The sequence below is a fragment of the Embleya sp. NBC_00888 genome (genome assembly GCF_045207655.1).
Classification (GTDB): domain Bacteria; phylum Actinomycetota; class Actinomycetes; order Streptomycetales; family Streptomycetaceae; genus Embleya.
The window spans coordinates 5,341,931-5,360,472 of the sequence record NZ_CP108785.1 but is presented as its reverse complement, the minus strand read 5'-3'; the positions used below and the strand labels follow the sequence as shown (position 1 = coordinate 5,360,472).

Annotated in this window: 18 protein-coding genes and 3 pseudogenes; 12 read left to right on the top strand and 9 right to left on the bottom strand. The window is 70.7% G+C overall.

The features are described from left to right. Positions 1-125: 125 nt before the first annotated feature. A complete protein-coding gene (locus OG948_RS57810; protein ID WP_331773090.1) occupies positions 126-776 on the bottom strand; it encodes a type III effector protein in 651 nt (216 codons plus the stop codon). Between the two features lie 144 nt (positions 777-920). Between OG948_RS57810 and OG948_RS57805 the strand changes: the two genes are divergently transcribed. The 3 genes from OG948_RS57805 to OG948_RS57795 all read left to right on the top strand — a co-directional run bounded on the left by OG948_RS57805 (position 921) and on the right by OG948_RS57795 (position 2,656). Then, positions 921-1,352, top strand: a complete 432-nt coding sequence (locus OG948_RS57805) for an Hsp20/alpha crystallin family protein (protein ID WP_331773089.1) — start codon at positions 921-923, stop codon at positions 1,350-1,352. 217 nt (positions 1,353-1,569) lie between these two features. After that, positions 1,570-2,004: a DUF2267 domain-containing protein gene (locus tag OG948_RS57800; RefSeq protein WP_331773088.1), complete on the top strand. Its 435-nt coding sequence runs from the start codon at positions 1,570-1,572 to the stop codon at positions 2,002-2,004. Positions 2,005-2,200: 196 nt separating this feature from the next. Further along, positions 2,201-2,656: a GNAT family N-acetyltransferase gene (locus tag OG948_RS57795; RefSeq protein WP_331773087.1), complete on the top strand. Its 456-nt coding sequence runs from the start codon at positions 2,201-2,203 to the stop codon at positions 2,654-2,656. 22 nt (positions 2,657-2,678) lie between these two features. On the opposite strand, the gene OG948_RS57790 is transcribed toward OG948_RS57795, so the two are convergent. Continuing rightward, positions 2,679-3,323 (bottom strand): nitroreductase family deazaflavin-dependent oxidoreductase, encoded by a 645-nt coding sequence (locus OG948_RS57790; RefSeq protein ID WP_331773086.1) that lies wholly within the window; start codon positions 3,321-3,323, stop codon positions 2,679-2,681. A 211-nt stretch (positions 3,324-3,534) separates the two neighbouring features. Between OG948_RS57790 and OG948_RS57785 the strand changes: the two are divergent. The 4 genes and pseudogenes from OG948_RS57785 to OG948_RS57770 form a co-directional block, all read left to right on the top strand. Further along, positions 3,535-4,368: pseudogene (locus tag OG948_RS57785) on the top strand (aldo/keto reductase); the annotation flags it as partial. 132 nt (positions 4,369-4,500) lie between these two features. Continuing rightward, positions 4,501-5,505 carry an NADP-dependent oxidoreductase gene (locus tag OG948_RS57780; RefSeq protein WP_331773085.1) on the top strand — a complete coding sequence of 335 codons (1,005 nt, stop codon included), beginning with the start codon at positions 4,501-4,503 and terminating at the stop codon, positions 5,503-5,505. Between the two features lie 109 nt (positions 5,506-5,614). Continuing rightward, positions 5,615-6,514 (top strand): alpha/beta hydrolase, encoded by a 900-nt coding sequence (locus OG948_RS57775; RefSeq protein ID WP_331773084.1) that lies wholly within the window; start codon positions 5,615-5,617, stop codon positions 6,512-6,514. 400 nt (positions 6,515-6,914) lie between these two features. Next, the gene (locus OG948_RS57770; protein ID WP_331773083.1) at positions 6,915-7,478 is read left to right on the top strand and encodes a GNAT family N-acetyltransferase; all 564 of its coding nucleotides are present in this window, start codon (positions 6,915-6,917) and stop codon (positions 7,476-7,478) included. A 316-nt stretch (positions 7,479-7,794) separates the two neighbouring features. Here OG948_RS57770 and OG948_RS57765 read toward each other — a convergent pair whose 3' ends face one another. After that, positions 7,795-8,199: a hypothetical protein gene (locus tag OG948_RS57765; protein WP_331773082.1), complete on the bottom strand. Its 405-nt coding sequence runs from the start codon at positions 8,197-8,199 to the stop codon at positions 7,795-7,797. A gap of 646 nt (positions 8,200-8,845) precedes the next feature. Between OG948_RS57765 and OG948_RS57760 the strand changes: the two genes are divergently transcribed. From OG948_RS57760 to OG948_RS57750, 3 genes and pseudogenes are all read left to right on the top strand, one after another. Further along, the gene (locus OG948_RS57760; RefSeq protein ID WP_331773081.1) at positions 8,846-9,049 is read left to right on the top strand and encodes a cold-shock protein; all 204 of its coding nucleotides are present in this window, start codon (positions 8,846-8,848) and stop codon (positions 9,047-9,049) included. A gap of 346 nt (positions 9,050-9,395) precedes the next feature. Next, positions 9,396-9,740, top strand: a pseudogene (locus OG948_RS57755) (helicase associated domain-containing protein); the annotation flags it as partial. Between the two features lie 308 nt (positions 9,741-10,048). Further along, the gene (locus tag OG948_RS57750) at positions 10,049-10,297 is read left to right on the top strand and encodes a hypothetical protein (RefSeq protein ID WP_331773080.1); all 249 of its coding nucleotides are present in this window, start codon (positions 10,049-10,051) and stop codon (positions 10,295-10,297) included. 251 nt (positions 10,298-10,548) lie between these two features. Here OG948_RS57750 and mihF read toward each other — a convergent pair whose 3' ends face one another. The 3 genes from mihF to OG948_RS57735 form a co-directional block, all read right to left on the bottom strand. Further along, complete coding sequence (gene mihF / locus OG948_RS57745) at positions 10,549-10,866, bottom strand: integration host factor, actinobacterial type (protein ID WP_331773079.1); 318 nt, start codon at positions 10,864-10,866, stop codon at positions 10,549-10,551. Between the two features lie 1,049 nt (positions 10,867-11,915). Continuing rightward, complete coding sequence (locus tag OG948_RS57740; protein WP_331773078.1) at positions 11,916-12,638, bottom strand: DUF2637 domain-containing protein; 723 nt, start codon at positions 12,636-12,638, stop codon at positions 11,916-11,918. 101 nt (positions 12,639-12,739) lie between these two features. Continuing rightward, positions 12,740-12,937 carry a hypothetical protein gene (locus OG948_RS57735; protein WP_331773077.1) on the bottom strand — a complete coding sequence of 66 codons (198 nt, stop codon included), beginning with the start codon at positions 12,935-12,937 and terminating at the stop codon, positions 12,740-12,742. Between the two features lie 916 nt (positions 12,938-13,853). Between OG948_RS57735 and OG948_RS57730 the strand changes: the two genes are divergently transcribed. Continuing rightward, the gene (locus OG948_RS57730) at positions 13,854-14,096 is read left to right on the top strand and encodes a hypothetical protein (RefSeq protein ID WP_406300830.1); all 243 of its coding nucleotides are present in this window, start codon (positions 13,854-13,856) and stop codon (positions 14,094-14,096) included. 1,463 nt (positions 14,097-15,559) lie between these two features. Here the strand turns inward: OG948_RS57730 and OG948_RS57725 are convergent. Beyond that, a complete protein-coding gene (locus OG948_RS57725; RefSeq protein WP_331773075.1) occupies positions 15,560-17,170 on the bottom strand; it encodes an alpha/beta hydrolase in 1,611 nt (536 codons plus the stop codon). 46 nt (positions 17,171-17,216) lie between these two features. Further along, complete coding sequence (locus tag OG948_RS57720; RefSeq protein WP_331773074.1) at positions 17,217-17,414, bottom strand: hypothetical protein; 198 nt, start codon at positions 17,412-17,414, stop codon at positions 17,217-17,219. 343 nt (positions 17,415-17,757) lie between these two features. Between OG948_RS57720 and OG948_RS57715 the strand changes: the two genes are divergently transcribed. After that, entirely contained in the window at positions 17,758-18,288 is a 531-nt protein-coding gene (locus OG948_RS57715) for a hypothetical protein (protein ID WP_331773073.1), read from the top strand. Positions 18,289-18,374: 86 nt separating this feature from the next. Here OG948_RS57715 and OG948_RS57710 read toward each other — a convergent pair. After that, positions 18,375-18,509: pseudogene (locus tag OG948_RS57710) on the bottom strand (tetratricopeptide repeat protein); the annotation flags it as partial. Positions 18,510-18,542 lie beyond the last annotated feature (33 nt).

Below are 18,542 nucleotides of genomic sequence, written 5' to 3'. Positions count from 1 at the left end.
GCGGCCGTGATCCGACCGGTGTCTGATGCCGTGCATCGGGGGCGTGGCGGCGCCCCGCACACCGGCAAGCTCCTGCGCCTGCCGGACCCGTGAGATCTCGACCCGCACGGAAGGCGGGTCGACGGTCATGTCGGCGCGGCGTGGCCGGTCGCGGTGGGCGGGTCCACGAGGGCCCCGATGCGGGCGGCCAGGTCGGGGTGTGCGGTGGCCAGGTGCGCACGGGCGGCGTTGAGGGGGTCGATCAGGGCGGTCGGGTCGTCCTGGCCCAGGGCCCGGTCCAGTCTTCCCACACATGCGCGGGATGCGGCCGGGAGGTCGGTGAGTGCGGTGATGCGGCCCGCGAGGCGGCGCAGGTCGGCGGCGTTGTCGCGGGCCCGGGCGCCGGCGGCGCGGTCGGCGGCGCGGCGTTCGCGGGTGGCGGTGACGCGTTGTTCGCCGGTGGTTCCGGCGGGGCCCGGACGCAGCCGCAGGTAGCGGCGCTCGGCCGCCTGCCGGCTGGCCACGCCCAGGGGGTGGGCCAGGTCCGCCCAACTGGCGCCCGCGTCGCGGGCGTTCTCGATCAGCCCGCTCTCCCATCCGGCGAGCCGCTCGCGGATCTCGCGGAGCAACAGCAGCGAGGCCAATGCCTGTTCGGGGCCCTCGTCCGGGTGCGGCGGCCCGGCGTCGCCGTCCTGGGCCGTGCGCACGGCTCGGTCGATGGCTTCCAGGGCCGCGGCGGCGGCCAGGAAGGACGCGGGCCGTGCGGCGGGGTTGTCGGGTCGGTCGGTCGCGTTCACCGGAGCCTCTCTCACAACGTCATCTCCTGCGACGTCATCACTTGGACGACCCATGTATTTGTCATCCTTCCGATGACATGCTACAACAGTTTCGGGTGGCCCGTCAGGGCGCTACCGACCGATACTTTCGGAGGTGTTCTCGCGATGTTGATGCGTACCGACCCCTTCCGCGAGCTCGACCGGCTCGCGCAGCAACTCCTCGTACCCGGCGCCGCCTCCCGGCCGACCGCAATGCCGATGGACGCCTGGCGCGACGGCGAGGTGTACGTGGTCGCGTTCGACCTGCCGGGCGTGACCCCCGAGGCGATCGACATCGACGTCGAGCGCAACATGCTCACCGTCAAGGCCCGCCGCGAACCCGTCGCCAAGGCCGACGAGGTGCAGGTGGAGTTGTCCGAGCGCCCCGTGGGCGTCTTCTCCCGCCAGATCGTCCTCGCCGACACCCTCGACACCGAACGCATCGACGCCGACTACGAAGCCGGCGTACTGACCCTGCGGATTCCCATCGCGGAACGCGCCAAGCCCCGCAAGATCCCGATCGGCGGCGCCGCCGACCGCAAGGTCATCACCGCCTGACGCAGAACCCCGACACCGCGGCACGGGGCGGGCGGCGGGCACGCCGAGACGGGGCACGCCCGCCGCCCGCCCCCAACCACCATGCGCGAGCGGCTACATGAGCCCAAGCCTTCACGGGATCGCGGTCACTCGTATGCCCTCGCCCGCCCGCGCCGTACCGACGCTTCCCTCCGCCGACACCCATCCGACTCCGAGATCGGAAAGGCGATCCGCAACGATGCACACCCGAACCGAACCCTCTCCGACCACGACGGTGGGCACCTACACCGAACTGGTGGACCAGGTCCGCCTCGAAGGGGCCTACCGCACCCGGGCCCAAGCCGAGGACGCGATTCGCGTCGTGCTCGCCGGGCTGGGCCGCCAACTCGCCGGACGAGAACGCCTGGACCTCGCCGCCCGGCTCCCCCTCGAGGCGGCCCTCCTACTCACCGCGTACACCGCCGAACCCCGACCCTCCAACGGCCTGCGCTTCGTCAAGGACATCGCCGCCCGCACCGACACCACCCCCGGCGTCGCACGCTGGGACACCGGATCGGTCCTGACCGTCGTCGCCACCCTCGCCGGCGCCGACCTCCTCACCCGCATCCTGACCCGGCTCCCCTCCGGCTGGGCACTGCTCTTCGGCCGCGCCGAACTCGCCCCCGCAGCCTGAAAGAAGCAGATGCTTGCGGTGTAGGGACATCGCTTGCGACAAGTAACCACGGCGCCGCCGACGTCGGGGCGACCGACGGCGGGTTCGACGTCCTTGCGGCGATGGTGGTCCTCCTCGTGATGGCAGCCTGCTGCGTCCGCCATCGGGCCACAGCCCGCCGCCGATCAGGGGCGGCCCGCCCGCGTAGCCTGGCGGCATGATCGTGTTCCGCGAGGCAGGGCCCGGCGATTTCGATGCCATCCTGCGTCTGTACCGGCAGTTGCAGCCCGAGGACCCGCCGAGCTGCGATGGCGCGGACGCGGCTGTGTTCGTCCGGATCCTGCGCTCGCCCGGCCTGCACCTGTTCGCCCTGGAGAGCGCGGGCGAGGTCGTCGCGACCACCTACCTCAATGTCATCCCGAACCTCACCCGCTCGGCCTCGCCGTACGCGGTCATCGAGAACGTCGTGGTCGACGCGAGGCTGCGCGGTACCGGTCTCGGCCGTCGGATCATGGATGCCACGCTGCAGGCCGCCTGGGAGGCGGGCTGCTACAAGGCGATGCTGCTGACCGGGTCCCGTGACCCGGGCACCCACGCGTTCTACCGGGCATGCGGGTTCTCCGCCGACGCCAAGACCGCCTATCTCGCCCGTCCCCCGTCTGTCACGGCCTAGTCAGCGGGGCCGGCCCCACCCCTCACGATCGGGTCGAACCGGCCCGGCCGTTCCCGACGAGCGGTTCGAGGACGATGACCGGGATCCGGCGGTCGGTGTTGCGCTGGTATTCGGCGTAGTCGGGGTACGCGTCGACGGCGCGGGCCCACCACTGGGCCTTCTCGTCGCCGGAGACCTCGCGCGCCCGGTACGTGTGGGTGGTCCTCCCGTCCTGGATCGCGACGACGGGCTCGGCGAGCACACCGGCGAACCACTGCGGATTGGTCGCCGTGCCACCGTTGGACGCGACGGCCGCGTAGCGGCCTTCGTGTTCGACGCGCATGACCGGGGTCTTGCGGAGTTTGCCGGTCTTGGCGCCCCGGTAGGTCATCAGCACCGTGGGCAGGTCCTTTATGGTGACGCCGTCGGTTGTGCCGGTGCGGTGGACCCGGTCGACGTGGTCGCGGACCCACGCCAGACCGCTCGGTTCGTATTCCCCGGTGAGTCCGACCGCGCCCGCCGGGTCGGCGGGGCGCCTGGTGTCGACGTTGCGGGTCGGGGCGTTGAGAAGGCCGGGCAGTTCGGTGGCCGTGCCGGCGGGCAGGCCGACCACGGTCTCCTCCGCCAAGGCGACCCAGACCTGCTTGACCCGCTCGGCCAATGCCCGGTCGCCGTCAAGTGCCGACACTGGGACCGGTCAAGGTTCGCCCCGAGTCCGGTCTCCGGTCGGTTCGACCGTCGCCCGGGTGAAACGCCTGCCCTCGACGGCCACCGAGAGGGACCCGGGAGCGGTTGGCGACGTGCTCCGGATTGACCCGGGCACGCGCAAGTGCGCAGTTGGAACCGATCTCGTGATGGGCCGCGAGCGCATCTGCCGGTCCGGACGCCGGGTTCGGCCCAGGGACCACTTCGTGCTGGCCACCAAGTTCACCAACGGGGCGACGCCGCAGCCGGGCGTCTCAAGCACGGGCAACAGCGGCAAGAACATGGCCGCGTCCGTGGAGGCGAGCCTGAAGCGACTTGGCACCGACCACATCGACCTGCTCTGGGTGCACTTCCCCGACGACCTGACCCCGATGGAGGAGATCCTGCGCGGGCTCGACGACCTGGTGAGCTCCGGCAAGATCCACCACGCCACCCTGTCCAACTTCCCCGCCTGGCGCGTCTCCCGCGCCGCCACGCTCGCGGACTGGAGGAACTGGGCGCCGGTGGCGGGCATCCAGGTCGAGTACAGCCTCGCCGAGCGAACCGCCGACCGCGAACTACTGCCGATGGCCGAGGCCCTCGGACTCGGCGCGGCGCTGTGGTCCCCACTCGGCGGCGGACTGCTCACCGGAAAGTACCGCCGCTCCGACGAGGGCCGACTGACCGGCCTGGGAGCGGTCATCCACACCGAGAGCACCGACCGGAAGACCGCCGTCGTCGACGCCGTCCTGGGCGTCGCCGAGGAGACCGGCGCAGCCCCCGCCCAGGTGGCGGTCGCCTGGATCCGCGAGCGTGCCGCCCGGGCGGCGACCCCGTTCGTCCCGATCATCGGGCCACGCAGCCTCGCCCAGCTCGACAGCTACCTGGGCGCTCTCGACGTGGAGCTGACCCCCGAGCAATTCGCCCGGCTGTCCGAGGTGAGCGCCGTATCTCCCGGGGTTCCCCACGAGGCGATCGGGGGCGCCCGGGACGCCGTCCGCGGAGGCGCCGCCTACCACTTGAGCCCCGCAGCCGCGCCGGTGGCATGACGTCGAGGGCGCGGCTCTCGCGACAACCCCAATAACCCTGATAACGCCGCAAAACGGTGTCTACTACTCACAGGGAGCCCGCGATGAACGGAAACCCCCCGCCCCGCCCGAGGACAGGAAACGGAGACGACGATGAGGGCCGTGATGGTCGAGCGCTACGGCGGCGAGGCCGGCGTGCGCACGCGCGAGGCGCCGGAACCGAACGTGGGCGCGGACGACGTCCTCGTCCGGGTCCACGCGGCCGGCGTCAACCCGCTGGACCTGAAGATCCGGGACGGGGAGTTCAAGGCGATCCTGCCGTACCGGGTCCCGTTCATCCTCGGCAACGACCTGGCCGGGGTGGTCGTCGACGTGGGCGCGGCCGTCACCCGGTTCGCGGTGGGCGACGAGGTCTACGCACGGCCCGACAAGGACCGCATCGGCACGTTCGCCGAACTCATCGCGGTGCACCAGGACGACCTGGCGGCCAAACCCGCCACGCTGACCATGCAGGACGCCGCCTCCCTGCCCCTGGTCGCCCTCACGGCGTGGCAGGCCCTGGTCGAACGCGCGCACGTACGGCCCGGCCGGAAGGTCCTCATCCACGCGGGCTCCGGCGGTCTGGGCACCATCGCCATCCAACTCGCGAAACACCTCGGCGCACACGTCGCCACGACCGCGGGCACGGACAACATCGACCTGGTCGAGAGTTTGGGTGCGGACGTCGTCGTGGACTACAAGAAACAGGACTTCGCGACCGTCCTCCACGACTACGACGTCGTCCTGGACACCCTCGGCGGCGAGACGCTCACCAAATCCCTGGACGTGCTCAAGCCCGGTGGGAAGGTCGTCAGCGTCGCAGGGCCTCCCGACGCCACGTTCGCCCGGGAACTGGGCGCGAACCCGATCATCCGCCTGGCGATGACCGCGCTGAGCTTCCGCACCCGACGCCGCGCAAGGCGACGCCAGGTCACCTACTCCTTCCTCTTCATGCGAGCCAGTGGTGACCAACTGCGCGAGATCACCGCACTCGTCGACACCGGAAAGATCCGCCCCGTCGTCGACCGCGTCTTCCCGTTCGAACACGCCAAGGACGCACTGGCGTACGTCGAACAAGGACGCGCCAAGGCCGGAAAGGTCGTCATCACGATGACCTGAACAGGCCGCACCCCACGCCCCCGGTCCTCGCCAAGTCACCGAAACCGCCCCAGGCCAACGGCCGAAGCACAAACCCGAAACGCCGCCACCGCACCGGAAAGTCCCTGCCATGACCACACCAGGCAAACCCCCGCCCCACCCGCCCTCGTCGTACCAGGACACGCCGACCCGCTCGGTGTCCGTCCGCGGCGTGGACTTCGCCTACCGGCGACTCGGCCCGGAGGGCGGCGTACCGCTGATCCTCCTGAACCACCTGGCCGCGGTCCTGGACAACTGGGACCCGCGCGTCGTCGACGGCATCGCCGCCCCCCGAACCGTCATCGCGTTCGACAACCGCGGGGTCGGCGCGTCCGGCGGCACCATACCGAACACCGTGGAGGACATGGCCCGGGATGCGGTGCTGTTCATCCGCGCCCTCGGCCTCGACCGGATCGACCTGCTCGGCTTTTCGATGGGCGGCTTCATCGCCCAGGTCGTCGCCGCCGAAGAACCACGCCTGGTCCGCAAGGTCATCCTTGCGGGCACCGGCCCCGCCGGAGGCCCCGGCATCGACAAGGTCACGCCGCTGACCCTGAGGGCCATGCTGAAGGGCGCGCTGACCCGCAAGGACCCGAAGCAGTACCTCTTCTTCACCGACACCGACGGCGGCCGACAGGCCGGACGCGCCTTCCTGGCACGGCTGAAGGAACGCACGGACAACCGCGACAAGGCCATCTCGCCGCGCTCGTTCCGCGCCCATCTCAAGGCCATCAAAGAATGGGGCCTCCAGACGCCGGCAGACCTTTCGGCCATCACCCACCCGGTCCTGGTCGCCAACGGCGAGAGCGACCGGATGGTGCCCAGCCGGAACAGCCCCGACCTGGCCGCTCGGCTGCCGCACGGCGAACTCGTCCCCCTCTACCCGGACGCCGGACACGAAGGGATCTTCCAATACCACGACGACTTCGTCGCCAAGGCGCTGGAATTCCTCGAAGCCCCACCCCAAGCCGAGCAGCCGAGCGCCCGCTGACGACCGCGTCCAGCGAGCACGGATGCCGGTTTCGAGCACACGCAGCCCGCCGTACTCCCGGCACGCCACCGGTGCGATGACCCGGCAGCGCGCCGGGCGCCCGCTGTACCGGAACCGCCTTCCCGCTATGGATGGTTCACCGAAACCGGACCATGCCCGGTCTACCGCGTCCTACGGTCGCGACGGCACCGGCCCTTCGGCGCGGCCACTTCACAGGCGAACGGGAGTTCGTGACGGGGAGGGATCCGGGGCCGGACGGCGTCGTCGACTACTTCACGCTCGGTGGCGCCGAGTGGACGGTGATGCGCAAAGCAGGCTGGTCGCCACCCACGAGAAATGCTTCTTGTCACCATCCGCAAGTGTGTCACCCGAAATCTCGGGCACACCGTCAAGAATGCCCGTGACCCATCGCATCGAAGCTCCTCACCCCACCGATGCCGACGCCGTGGGCCGGATGGGGGCGTGGCTCCAGACGTACCCCAACGATGCGGCGGGGATCGACGAGACGTGGATCCGGGAGCAACGGAGGTCCGCTGTCACCACGCAAGGCACCACCCGCCGGCTAGAGTTCATCGCGCAGACCGGGCGGCGGCCGAACCTGCTCTTCTGCCGTGTCGTCCTCGCCGAGGCGGAGATCGTCGGGCTCCTCTGTGCCCGGCGAGAGGAGACGGTCACCCTCGGACCGATGTACCTGCTGAACGAAACCCAGAGTCAAGGCATCGGACATGGGCTGATGGGCGAGTACCTCCCATGGGCGGAAGACGCGCCGATACACCTCTGGGTGACCGACTACACCAAGAGGGCGATCCGCTTCTACGAGCACCACGGATTCAAGCTCACAGGCGAGCGCGAGCTCTGGCGAGGCCGGCTACCCAACGTGCGCATGGTCTGCGACTCCATGCCGAACCATGAACTGTTCAGTGAGCAGATGGCTTTCCCGCAGCCGATCGAGGCGGCTGCTTGACGCCTGAGCGCCATGAGGTGTCTGCCTTTGTGGCAACTACGGCGCTTTGGCTCAGCGATCTGAAGCCCAGAATCCGATGGATCAGTTTGTAGGGTCCCAACCCCCGTGGCACAGGCCGGGCTTCTGACCAGCGACTTCCTCGCTGTCTCATCGCGATGGCACGCCGCTTCAGTCTCAGATTCGTGGCACACCCTCAGCCGACTCGTACATCCGCCGGGCACCCCAGTCCGCTGACCTGCGGCGTCTCAGTTCGATGCCACGTTCGATGCCAAGATCGTGAGACTGTGCCACGGCGGCTGAGACCCCACAAAGTTGGTCAGGCTGCGAATCCGACCCCGGATGCGAACTCGAAGCCGCCCCAGCCGGATCCGAGATCGGCCAACACCTCGTCGGTCCACAGGTCGTCGAGCATCCGTTCGTCGCCGGCCGCCCAGGCGCGCACGATCGCGTCCCAGCGGCGGACATTGACGCTGCGATGCCCGGCCACCCCCGCTCGGCGGTGCGACCCGCTACGCCGGACTGGTCGTGGGGGGTGCAGTTCCACCCGGGTGCCGCAGCCGCCGTTGTTCAACCGGCGGATCAACGACCAGGCCACGTTGCGCCGGCGCAGGTCCCGATAGGCCGCGTCGATCCGGCGCAGGTTCGCCCGGCTCGGCGTGCGGTCCTCGGCCGGCCAGGCCGCCAGGGTGCGCGGCGTGACGGCGATCCCGGCGGTGTCCATCGCCTCGTAGCCGGCCCCCGAGGCGGTGAGATAGCACAGGCGTGCGGCCAGTTCGGTGTCGACGGGCGAGGCGACGCCGTCGGCCAGCTCGTCCAGCCGCTCGGCCGCCCCACACGGTCATCGGCAGACCGTCCAACGCTGCCGAACCGTACGGGAAGCGGGCATTGCGGCGTACGGGTCACCCGGATGTTCGTCATCATCCGGTGGCCAGTCGGTCGTCGCTGTCGATCGTGATGGTCCGACGTCCTGTCCCAGTCGCCACACCTCGGCCGGTTGGGCACCTCCGCCTCCCGCGGTATCGGCCGTCAAAGCCGTGTCGGGCGCGAAACCGGCGGGCGCGTCGGGGGCGTTCGGCGAAGAGCGCGAGGCCGTGGCTCACCCACACGCGTGGGGTTGTCCCGCACGAGAGCGACGTCGCACCGCATCCCGTGCCGGGCAGCTGCACCGGATCGCCCCAGCCGCATCCGTTGTACCGGGACCGCGTGCCGCACGGTGTCCACGATGGACACGAGCGGGTGAGGTTCCCCGACACGGGGGCGACACGAGTCCTCGCATCGCGTCGGGAAGGGCATGGTGGGAACGCCGTCGCCACGTGGGGCCGCGGCGGGCGCGGCGCGCCGTGGCACGCGAGAAGGGATCGACACCGATGACAACGGGCATCGTGAAGTGGTTCAACACCGAGAAGGGCTACGGCTTCATCGAGCAGGACGGCGGCGGCCCGGACGTGTTCGTCCACTTCTCCGCGATCCAGACCACCGGCTACAAGGAACTGGCCGAGGGAGCCAAGGTCGAGTACGACATCACCCAGGGACCCAAGGGCCCCCAGGCGGAACAGGTCGTCCCGATCTGACGCAGGATTTCCCGACCGGTCGTCGGGCGGTCCCTGCGGGAACCGCCCGACGACGAAGGCACCGAAGGCCGAACCACACCACCGCACACGAATCCCCGGCGCCGCGGACAAGTCGCCGCTCGGCGCCGGCACGCCACCCGCGGCCACCTGAGAGAGCCGCTGGATGCATCGACTACGACACCGAGACCGGGACGTCGTACCCGATCGGACAATGGATCGGAGACCGGCGACGGAGGCGACCGGGTCGATCACCCGCACCGGGTCGAACTGTTCGAGCGGCTCGGAATGGTGTGGAACACCGACGACACCGCCTTCGAGGACGGACTGGCCATAAGCCCGCGCGTACTTCGCCGCCCACGGGCACCTCGCCGCACCCAAAGCCGCCGCCACCAACGGCTACCCCATCGGCCGATTCCTCGCCAACTGCCGCAGGCCGCTGGAAACCCGCAAAAACCCCGGACGCTGGGCGCAGCGGTGGGAACGCTTGGCCTCCATCGACCCCGACCGGTACCCCACCGGACGACCCGACCCCGCCAAGCGGTGGTCGCCGGCCTGGCAACGCATGCTCGTTGTCGTACGCCTGCACGCCGAGGCCGGCGGCCACGTCGACGACCTGGTACCCGGGTACACCGTCGGCGGCGAAGACGTCGGGCCTGGCTCCAACGGCAACGGCGCTGCGGGGCGGACCTGACACCGGCGCAGTGGGAGGCGCTGATGGGTGTGAGTGTCGACGTCACCGAGCAGGAGAAGCAGCCGGCGACGTCACCGGCAGGGGCGGTGCGGACGGATCGGTGAACGCTCGCCCTCGCTGCGGCTGCGGCGTACCGGGAACGCGAAGGCCACCTCACCGTCCTGCGCAAACACGCCGAAACCATCGAACACGACGGCGAGACACAGCAGATCAAGCTCGAGGTCGGCCTCGCCAACGCGCGGCAGCGGCGGGCCACCTGCCCGCCGGAGCGGCTCGAGGCGCTCCGGCGTGCTCGACGTGCGATGGACATGAGTTCGGGCGCCGGGGCCGCGCGGGCTGTGCCCTGCGGCGCGGACACGGCATCCTACTTCTTCGACGTGGTGGTCGCCTGCGCGCATATCACATTGGGCCGGGAACACATCCGCGCGATGTCGGAGGCACTCATGGGCGGCGACGACGGGGACACCGAGACCGGCGGTTGCTCCGCAGGAGCGCGGGACGACCCCTCGTCGAGCACACGCGTCGCCGTCCAAGCGGCCACCACCACGACGACGTAGACCACCGCGTGCTTCCGGTATCGACGCATGACTCCCCCGTGGACTCGGACCCGCGACACAGTAGCCACGGCTCCCGACACCTGCGCCCACCGATCCACGCACGGTACGTTCGGGATTCCGGATGAACGGACGGAATGCCGCCCGGAGTCGGGCTCGATCCTTGAGCGTCGTGGTCGGCGCCGCACGGTCGGACCGGAGCAGGCCCCGGTGTGTCCGGTTCGGCACGGTCACGGTGGGAAGGCGGCCGCCGGTCAGCCCTGCGGCGTAAAACGTTGCCGGAGACGATCGCGCTGTTGGACACCGAGGCCGCGGATCCGGCGGCTCTCGGAGATTCCCAGTTCGGCGAGGAGTCCGTCGGCACGTACCCTCCCGATGTAGGAGAGAGCCTCGAGCAGGGCTCGCACCGGCATCCCGCGGACGGCCGGGGAGTCGGTGGCCAACACCTCGCGCAACGACAACGTGCCGCATTTGAGACCCTCTCGCACCTCGGCTCGCTCCCTGCGGACGGCAGCGGCCTTGACGAGCGCGGCTTGGCGCCGCTCGGGACTGAGCGGTGGAGGCGCGGTCATCGAAATCTCCTCGCGTCGTGTCCGAAACGGGATCATCATGGCCGCACGTTCGGGGCATCGACCAGCACCTTACGGATGATGACGAATGTCCTCGTACTCGGGCGGCCGACGCCCTCGATGACGCATGGTTGCCCGGACACGGCGGTCGACCGCACGACCCGCCCCGGGTAGGGGCGTCAGAACACCGGGAACCGGCTCCCCGGCTCCGGACGGCCGGCGCGTCTGTCCGCGCGCGTTCGTCGCTCGTTCGGTGAATCACCCACGCCGCGATCCGGATGGGCACAGGCGTGGGCGGGTGCCCTTCGCGGAATCCACACACTCGCCTCGCGGCGTGTCGTGCGGCAGCATCGGAGACGAGGGAACGGTCCCGGCCGCGGTAACGCGCCGACTCTGTTGGCGAAATAGGGCCCGCAGCGTGACGTCAGCCTCCGAGACCCGATTCCCCCTCGTCCGGCGACGGCCGGGTCAGGCGGCGCCGGCCGGGCCGGGGTCGTCCGGGCCCTCGCCCGCCGGGTATCGACATCCGCTCGAACACCGACAGGGCGGTTCCCAAGGAAAGACGACGAACGGCGGCGAAGTCCCGCAGTGGACATGGGAGGTGCGCAGCAGCCGGGTGCCGTGCGGACCGACTCGATACACGGTCACGGTCAATCGCGAATCCCCCGCCGCCGGCGAGGCGGCGACATCCGAACCGAGTGCGCCGGACACGGGTCCTCCTTCCACGACCGAAGAGGCCACCTCACAGACAACCACGGACGTCGGGGACCCGCGCGGGCGGGCGTATCCCACCACCCGAACGGCGCAAGGCGGCCACCGGCACCCCGGGCGCACCTCCCGCAGCTCAAGGCATCCTGCGGCAGGGCATCAAGGACCCGGACAAGCAGCGGGGGGTGAGCCCGGACGGGGACGACCGGCGGTCGTTCGCCCCCGTCCGGGACACGATGCGCCGACGGACGCAAGGATGCACGGCCGACGGCCCGCAGGAACAACCGCCCGAAATACCGGCGTTGGGGATGACGCTCGCCTACGGCTCGCACCATGGGCGTGGTTCACGCTCGAGGCGCGCGGCGTGGGCCGGGAATGGAGCGTCGGGGCGGTCGGGTGAGGGTGATCTGGCGCACGAGTTGGTGCAGGCAGGCCGTGGTCGCCACGGCGGGAAGGAGGGCGACGACGACGCCCTGGACGGTCATGGGGGCGTGGGTGAGGGACATCGCCATGGACAGGCCGGCGAAGGCGGCGACCACGATCCACGAGTGCAGTGCCCTGCAGCGGTGGAGAGTGGAACGCAGGATCGACAGCGAGGCCACCACCCACGGTCCCTGGACCAGGACCGGCCACCACCGGGCCGGGCCGGTGGCGGCGTCGGCGGTGTGCCGCAGCGGAGCGAGGGTGATCACCGCGCCGAGCACACCGATCGCGGCGACCAACACGACGCTGACCACCACCAACGTGCAACTGAGCCGGTCCAACCGCCGCCCGCCCGTGACCGGACGGACCGCCTCCGGCGAACGCCGGCGATGACTGCCCGGCCCCCGGACCGGGGCCGGCAGCTCGACGGTGACGGGCACCTCCTCGACCGGATTCCCCAGCAGCCGGGCGAGGTCGGCCTCGAATCCCGGATCCCCCACCACCGCGAACGACGAGGACAGCCCGTCCGGCGGCGCGACCGCGGCGGGCGGCGGCCACTCCGCCACCGGGGGGAACGACCCCGCGTTCGGGGGGAATTGCGAACCCGCCGGGGGGTACGGGTCGTATCCATAACCTTCGTACATGGGCCTGACTCATTCAAGGGATCGGGTGTCGCGCGGCACCGACACGAATATCGATGCCAAGTACACCTTTTCGACGGTCGGCGGGCGGTCTGTCCGGGAATTCACGAACGGGGATCGTCCAGGACGTCGTCGAGACGGCGCGCGTACTCCGCCGCGATCAACACCATCGCCAGGGCGAACTGCTCCATGTCCGCGGAGCAATGACGAAGCGCGACGCGACGTCCCGCACGCTCGATGAACGCGTGCGGAGACCGCTTGCGGAACGTCGCCGCACGAGGGGTGAGCACCCAATCCCCCATGGGAAAAGCACGTTGGGCGAGCGCGGGAGAAGCCGCGGCGGAGACGGAAGCTCGGAGAGTCACGCCCGGGTAACGACACGCCCCCTCCGACGGCGCTGGTCCGAACCGGTGAACGACTCCCCGGAATCGCGCCCCTTTCCGGCCACGCGTCGCACATTTGCGAACACCCGCATCATCCGAACCGCACCGCCGGGAACGCGAATTCCGTACCCGGACAGGGAAGCGGCACCGTCCACGCGAGGCACCCTTTGCCCGCGCAACAAGAACCCCACGAATCGGTAAAAACTCGGGACACCCACCAGCCGCAGCCCCATTCTCCGCCGTACCCGTCATCGTGAACGGCCGTCTCACGCTCCGCGTGCACGGATCCGGGGAAACCTCGTCACCCCGGACGCGCGTCGCGCCGGCCTCGCGAACGCCGCAGACGCCGCCGGATCCTCGACGCCGTCGGCACGTTCCTGCGACCCGGGCGAACACACCACCGTCCCGGGATTCCCGGGGTGCGGGCCGCGCGCGAATGCGTACGGGGCCTCGGCCGGACGATGCGACCGAGGCCCCGTGCGGCGCCGGGCACAGCCCGCACAGCACATCGCGAGTGACTGTGAGGACCCGACGAGGCGCACCTACCCGGCCGGAGCGTGGCCCACTCGACGACACGCCGGCCCTCACCCGAAAGAGGCACCGGCGCGTGCGAGTTCCGCTCGCGCGGGGCCCACCCGCTCGCGCCTTCCGCGGCCCGGCGGCGCGGACCCCCGCCCCTCACCCCAAAGACGCGGCCACCGCCGAGAAACCCCGAGGCCAAGAGCGCGAAGGACGACAACCCGTGACCGGAAATGTCTGCTCCGTTACCTTGGTGCGACATGTCCGTGATCGTTCGCAGGCCGTACGACGCGACCACGCGGGCAACCGCACCGGCATGAGGCACAGCAATCCCCGCCCGAAGGTCGATGCCGACGCCGACGCGTTGGCGGCCCTGGTCGCCCAGGCACGGTCGTGGAGCGACCCGCAGTCGCCGCCTCCGGATCGGGGACGGACGTTCCCGCAGGCCCTCGCCGAAGCCATCGGCGACCGGCTGCGACGCCCCGCCTCCCACCTTCGGGCGATCCGGGCCCGACGGCGCCGAACCCGCGACACGCAACGCTCGTTGGACCGACCGTGAGCGGCCTCCATGCGCGACCCGACCCCGCGTCCCCCGACGACCGGCACGACACCCCGGTGTTCGACACGCTGTCGAACGAATGGGCCACGGCCGGACGCGAACTCCCCTGGGAAACCCCCACGGACCAGGCGGGCACCGAACGCGGGCCGCGTACACGCCCGCCCGGCGCCGGCGGACCCACCCCCGTACCCGGCCCCCGCACCGGACGCCCCCGAACAACGGGCCGCCCAGCCTCCACACCGGCTCGGGCAGCCCGAGCCGGAGCGCACGGGGCATGGGGCCAGGGGCCGACACCGGGACGGCCACCGAACACCGTTTCGCTCGTCCGCAACGCGGCCCCACCGGAGTTCACCACAACGGGCGACCCATGAACCCCTCGACGCCGGGGCAGAAACCCCTCGGGCGCGGCGCCGGGTCCTCGGGGAAGAAAGACCCGGCCCGCACCCCCTCACCAACCGCCACCACGCCCCACCCGGCCCAACGCCAACCGGCCCCACGGGACACGGCCGTTGCGACGTTTGGATCGCCCCGGCCGAGTTCCGCGCAGCCCGGGGGCTGCGGTCGGACCACGGTCGACCGCCGCGCCCGCACCACCGCGGCCACCCGCCGGACGGGCGGCGGCAAGACCGCCGGCGCCCTCCTCGCCCGACAACCGCCTCGGCGCCGGCCGGAACGGCCACCGGCCCCCGGATCGATCCCACCGACGACTGTTCCACGGAAGGCTGACCGCCAGGGTCGTCCCGCGCGACGGAGCACCACATGCGAGTGCAGGGGTCGATTCCCTCGGCCGGGTGGCGATTGGGGCCGCTGTTGAGGGGCAGGTCTGCGGACGCGACGGCGTCGACCTCCGGGGCCGTCGCCGCAGTCCCACGAGCGACCGGGCCACCGTCCGCGTCGAAGACCCACGTCCGCCCCGCGTGCCTTCAGCACCGTCGAATCCGGGATCCGGGATCCGGGCACGAGTTCACTCCGAGGAGTATCTGCAGCCCGACCGGAAATGGTGCATCATGCTTCGACTTCGCGGGTCGTATGCCCGGTGGCGCGTGCCACGGCGAACCGGCGCGTCAGCCCGGGCCCGGGAAGCGACACGGACCACCCTCTCCGGCTGGGGCTGGACGAGGACCACGGGCAGCCAGGAACCGTACGAACGGGATCGGGAAGTCGGGAGAACCTCCTCCATCCGCGCAGGGGGTGATGCACACGCCGACGTGGTCGAGACTCCCGGATTCACCGTCGCCACCGGTATCGGTCCGCAGCCTACCGATGCGTGGGGGGAGACTTCCACGGCGTCATCCCGCTGCCCGACGGACGGACCGGCGTTGCCGTGCGAGACGTCACGGACAGCGGGCCGAGCGCGGTCGCCCTGACGGGGCGACCGCGCTCGGGCACCACGATGGCGCATCGGTGGGCGTACGCGGGGTCTCCGCACACGCCCACCGGGTGCCGCCCGGCCGGAGGACCGGCTACTTCACGCAGGTCGGGTCGGTCGCGGGCAGTGTGCCCGTGGCCAGGTAGGCGTTGACCTGGTTGTCGACGCAGGCGTTGCCGTAGGAGCCGAAGACCCCGTGCTGGTTCGCGCCCTGAAGGGTGACCAGCCGGGAGCCGGGCAGTTGGTTGTGCAGGGCGACGGAGCCCTTGTAGACGGTGCGCGGGTCGCCCGTGGCGGCCACGATCATGATCGCGGAGTCGCGCTGCACCCGGGTGGGTTGCTCACGGGGCCGATCCCAGAAGGCGCACGGCACGATGTTGTTGCTCAACGGACCGAACAGCGGGTGCGCGGCACGGCTGCGCTGCACGTCCAGCCAGTAGACCTCCGGGTTGCGCGGGGCGGCGACGTCACCGCAGAAAACCGCGGACTGCGCGCTGCCGTGCGGCGAGCCGCCGCCGGTCAGCGCGAACCGCAGGAGCCCGACGAGGCCGGGCGACGCCGGTGCCGGAAGCCCCCGCGCGGCCTTGTTCAGCACCGACACCTGTTCGGCGAGAGCCGCTCGGGCCGCGTCGCTGTCGTCGGCGATCCCGATGAAGTACACGAACGGCACCTGGGTGTCGTCGACCCGGAAGACCTCGGGCGCGGTGCCGACGGTCAGCGGACTGCGCGCGGACGCCGCGACGATGCGGTCCGCCGTGGCGAGCACCTCGTCGCGGGTGCGGCCGAGACCGTAGACATCGTTGCGGCTCGCCGCCCACGCGGCCCAGTCGCCGAACGCGTGCTCGTACTCGGCTTCGCCGCCGCGCAGGGTCCGGGAGCCGTAGTTGTTCGGGTCCAACGCCCCGTCGAGGACGACCCGGTCGTAGCGGCCCGGGAACATCTGGGTGTAGGCCGTGCCCAGGTAGGTGCCGTACGAATAGCCCAGGTAGGAGATCTTCCGTTCGCCCAGCGCGGCCCTGATGACGTCCATGTCACGGGCGGTGTTGCGGGTGGTGACGTACGGCAGCACCGATGCGTTCGTGGCGCGACACCGGTCGGCCAGGTCTTTCTGCAGGGCGATCTGACGGTCGAAGGCCGCCCGGGTCAGGCCGGCCGCGAAGATGTTGGTGCCGACGGGCCAACCGCAGTCCAGTTGGTTGCTGCGGCCGACGAAGCGCGGGTCCATCCCGATGATGTCGTAGCGCGCGCCGACGTCCTTCATCGCGGTGCGGGTGTCCGGTGGCGCGCCGATGGTGTCGTTGCCCGGACCGCCGTAGTTGAGCAACAGGGCGCCGAGCCGCCGGCGGGTGTCGGTGGCCGCGAGCCGCGAGATCGCGACCGTGGTGGTGCGGCCCCGGGGGTTGCCGTAGTCCAGCGGAACGGTCACGTTCGCGCAGCGTGCGCCCGCCTGCTCCAGGTTGCGGCCCACGGCGTCGTCCGGACCCAGGACACAACTGCGCCAGTCGAGGTGTTGGTGGTGGAAGCGGTCGAGGCCGACCTCGGACGCTGCCACGTCCCCGGTGCGGTCCGCCGAGGTCGCCGCGGTGGCGGACACCGTCGTCAGACTCGCCGTGAGAATGAGACCCGTGGCCAGCGCGGTGGTGCGCCGGGCCGTTCGATACATGCCGCAGAAGGATCTCTTCTCGCCGTGCCGTATGAAAGTCATAGGGCCGGACGCTAGGGGGGTGCGACACCCCATCCATCGTTCCCCGCTACGAAAGCCGACCCGCGCTGCTGTGCCGAGACCCGTAGCGGGCTCCCGGCAACGTGTCGAACTCGAGCCACCGTCTCGACAACGCCGCCGAGAACGCCGCGAAGCTCCGGATGTGGTCGTGCACGCCCTCGTAGCGCAACACCCGGAGATCCTCCGCCTGTTGCGGCGTCGCCGGAGCCGGATGGTCCAGGTTCACTGGCCCGCCCCTCGGCGAGTTCGCCGCCCGGAACCTCGATTCCGGTCGGCATGCCGAAGAGCTTGTAGCCGCGTCTCGGCGGCGGTACGTCGTCGACGGTACTCAGCCGCAGGGCCGGTGAAGCCCCCTTGAACGCCTGGCCGGTGCCGACACGGACACCCTCCCTTCGGATTCGCCCCTTGACGGCGCCCCGCGGTCACCGCCACCACCGCCCGCCGTGCATCCGCCGGCCACGACGAACTCACCCTTCCAGGCCGGTGATACACCTGCCTTGAGGGTTTCCGCACGGCATTCTTGGGCCCATCGACGAAACAGTCGTCTCGTCACTCTCGATGGAGGACCCATGGGCGTGCGCGAGGATGCGAAGGCGGTCGGAGACGCGCACGGGCTCGGCCGATACGAGTGCCTGGCACGTCCCGGCCTCGACGGTCGAAACCTGCCCCTGGCCTTCGCCGCGCTCACCGCCGTTCCCGCCGCGGCGGAGCACGACGGGTCGGCCTTCGTGTGGATCTTTTCCGCCATGGCGGCCGGTTGGATCGGCGTATACGGGTTCCTCCGGTACCAAGGTCGTGCCGGCGCGGACGTGCCCCACCTGTACTGCTTCACCCACGGCGTCGTCCACACCCACAACGGCACGTCGACCCCGTACCGCTGGACCGAGGTCGGCATCGGCAGTTCAACGACGGTCACGGAGGAATCGGTACAAAAAACCACCCTCATCTTCCTCAACTCGAACGACGACGGCTACCAACGCCTGGCCGCCTTCACCGGTGAACCCCGCCGCGCACACCTGGCACGCCTGAAGGACCTGCACACCGCCGCCATCGACGCCCTGGGCCGGGATGCCACTCCCCCGACATCCGGACAGACCTGAAGACCCTTTGGCCCGACACGGTGTCTTCCCAGGTCGCTGTAGGCCCTCGCCAGGTTGTTGCGGGTGTTGAGTGTGTGGGGGTCGTCTTGGGGCAGAATGCGCAATCGGTCGGCAAGCGTTCGCGCGAACATTTCTGCGGCTTCTCGAAGGCGGCCCACGCTCTGGAGGGCGAACGCGAGGTTGTTGCGCGAGTTCGACGTCTCCGGGTCGTCCTCGCCCAGGAGTCGGGCGCGGACGGACAGCGTGGGTGTGCA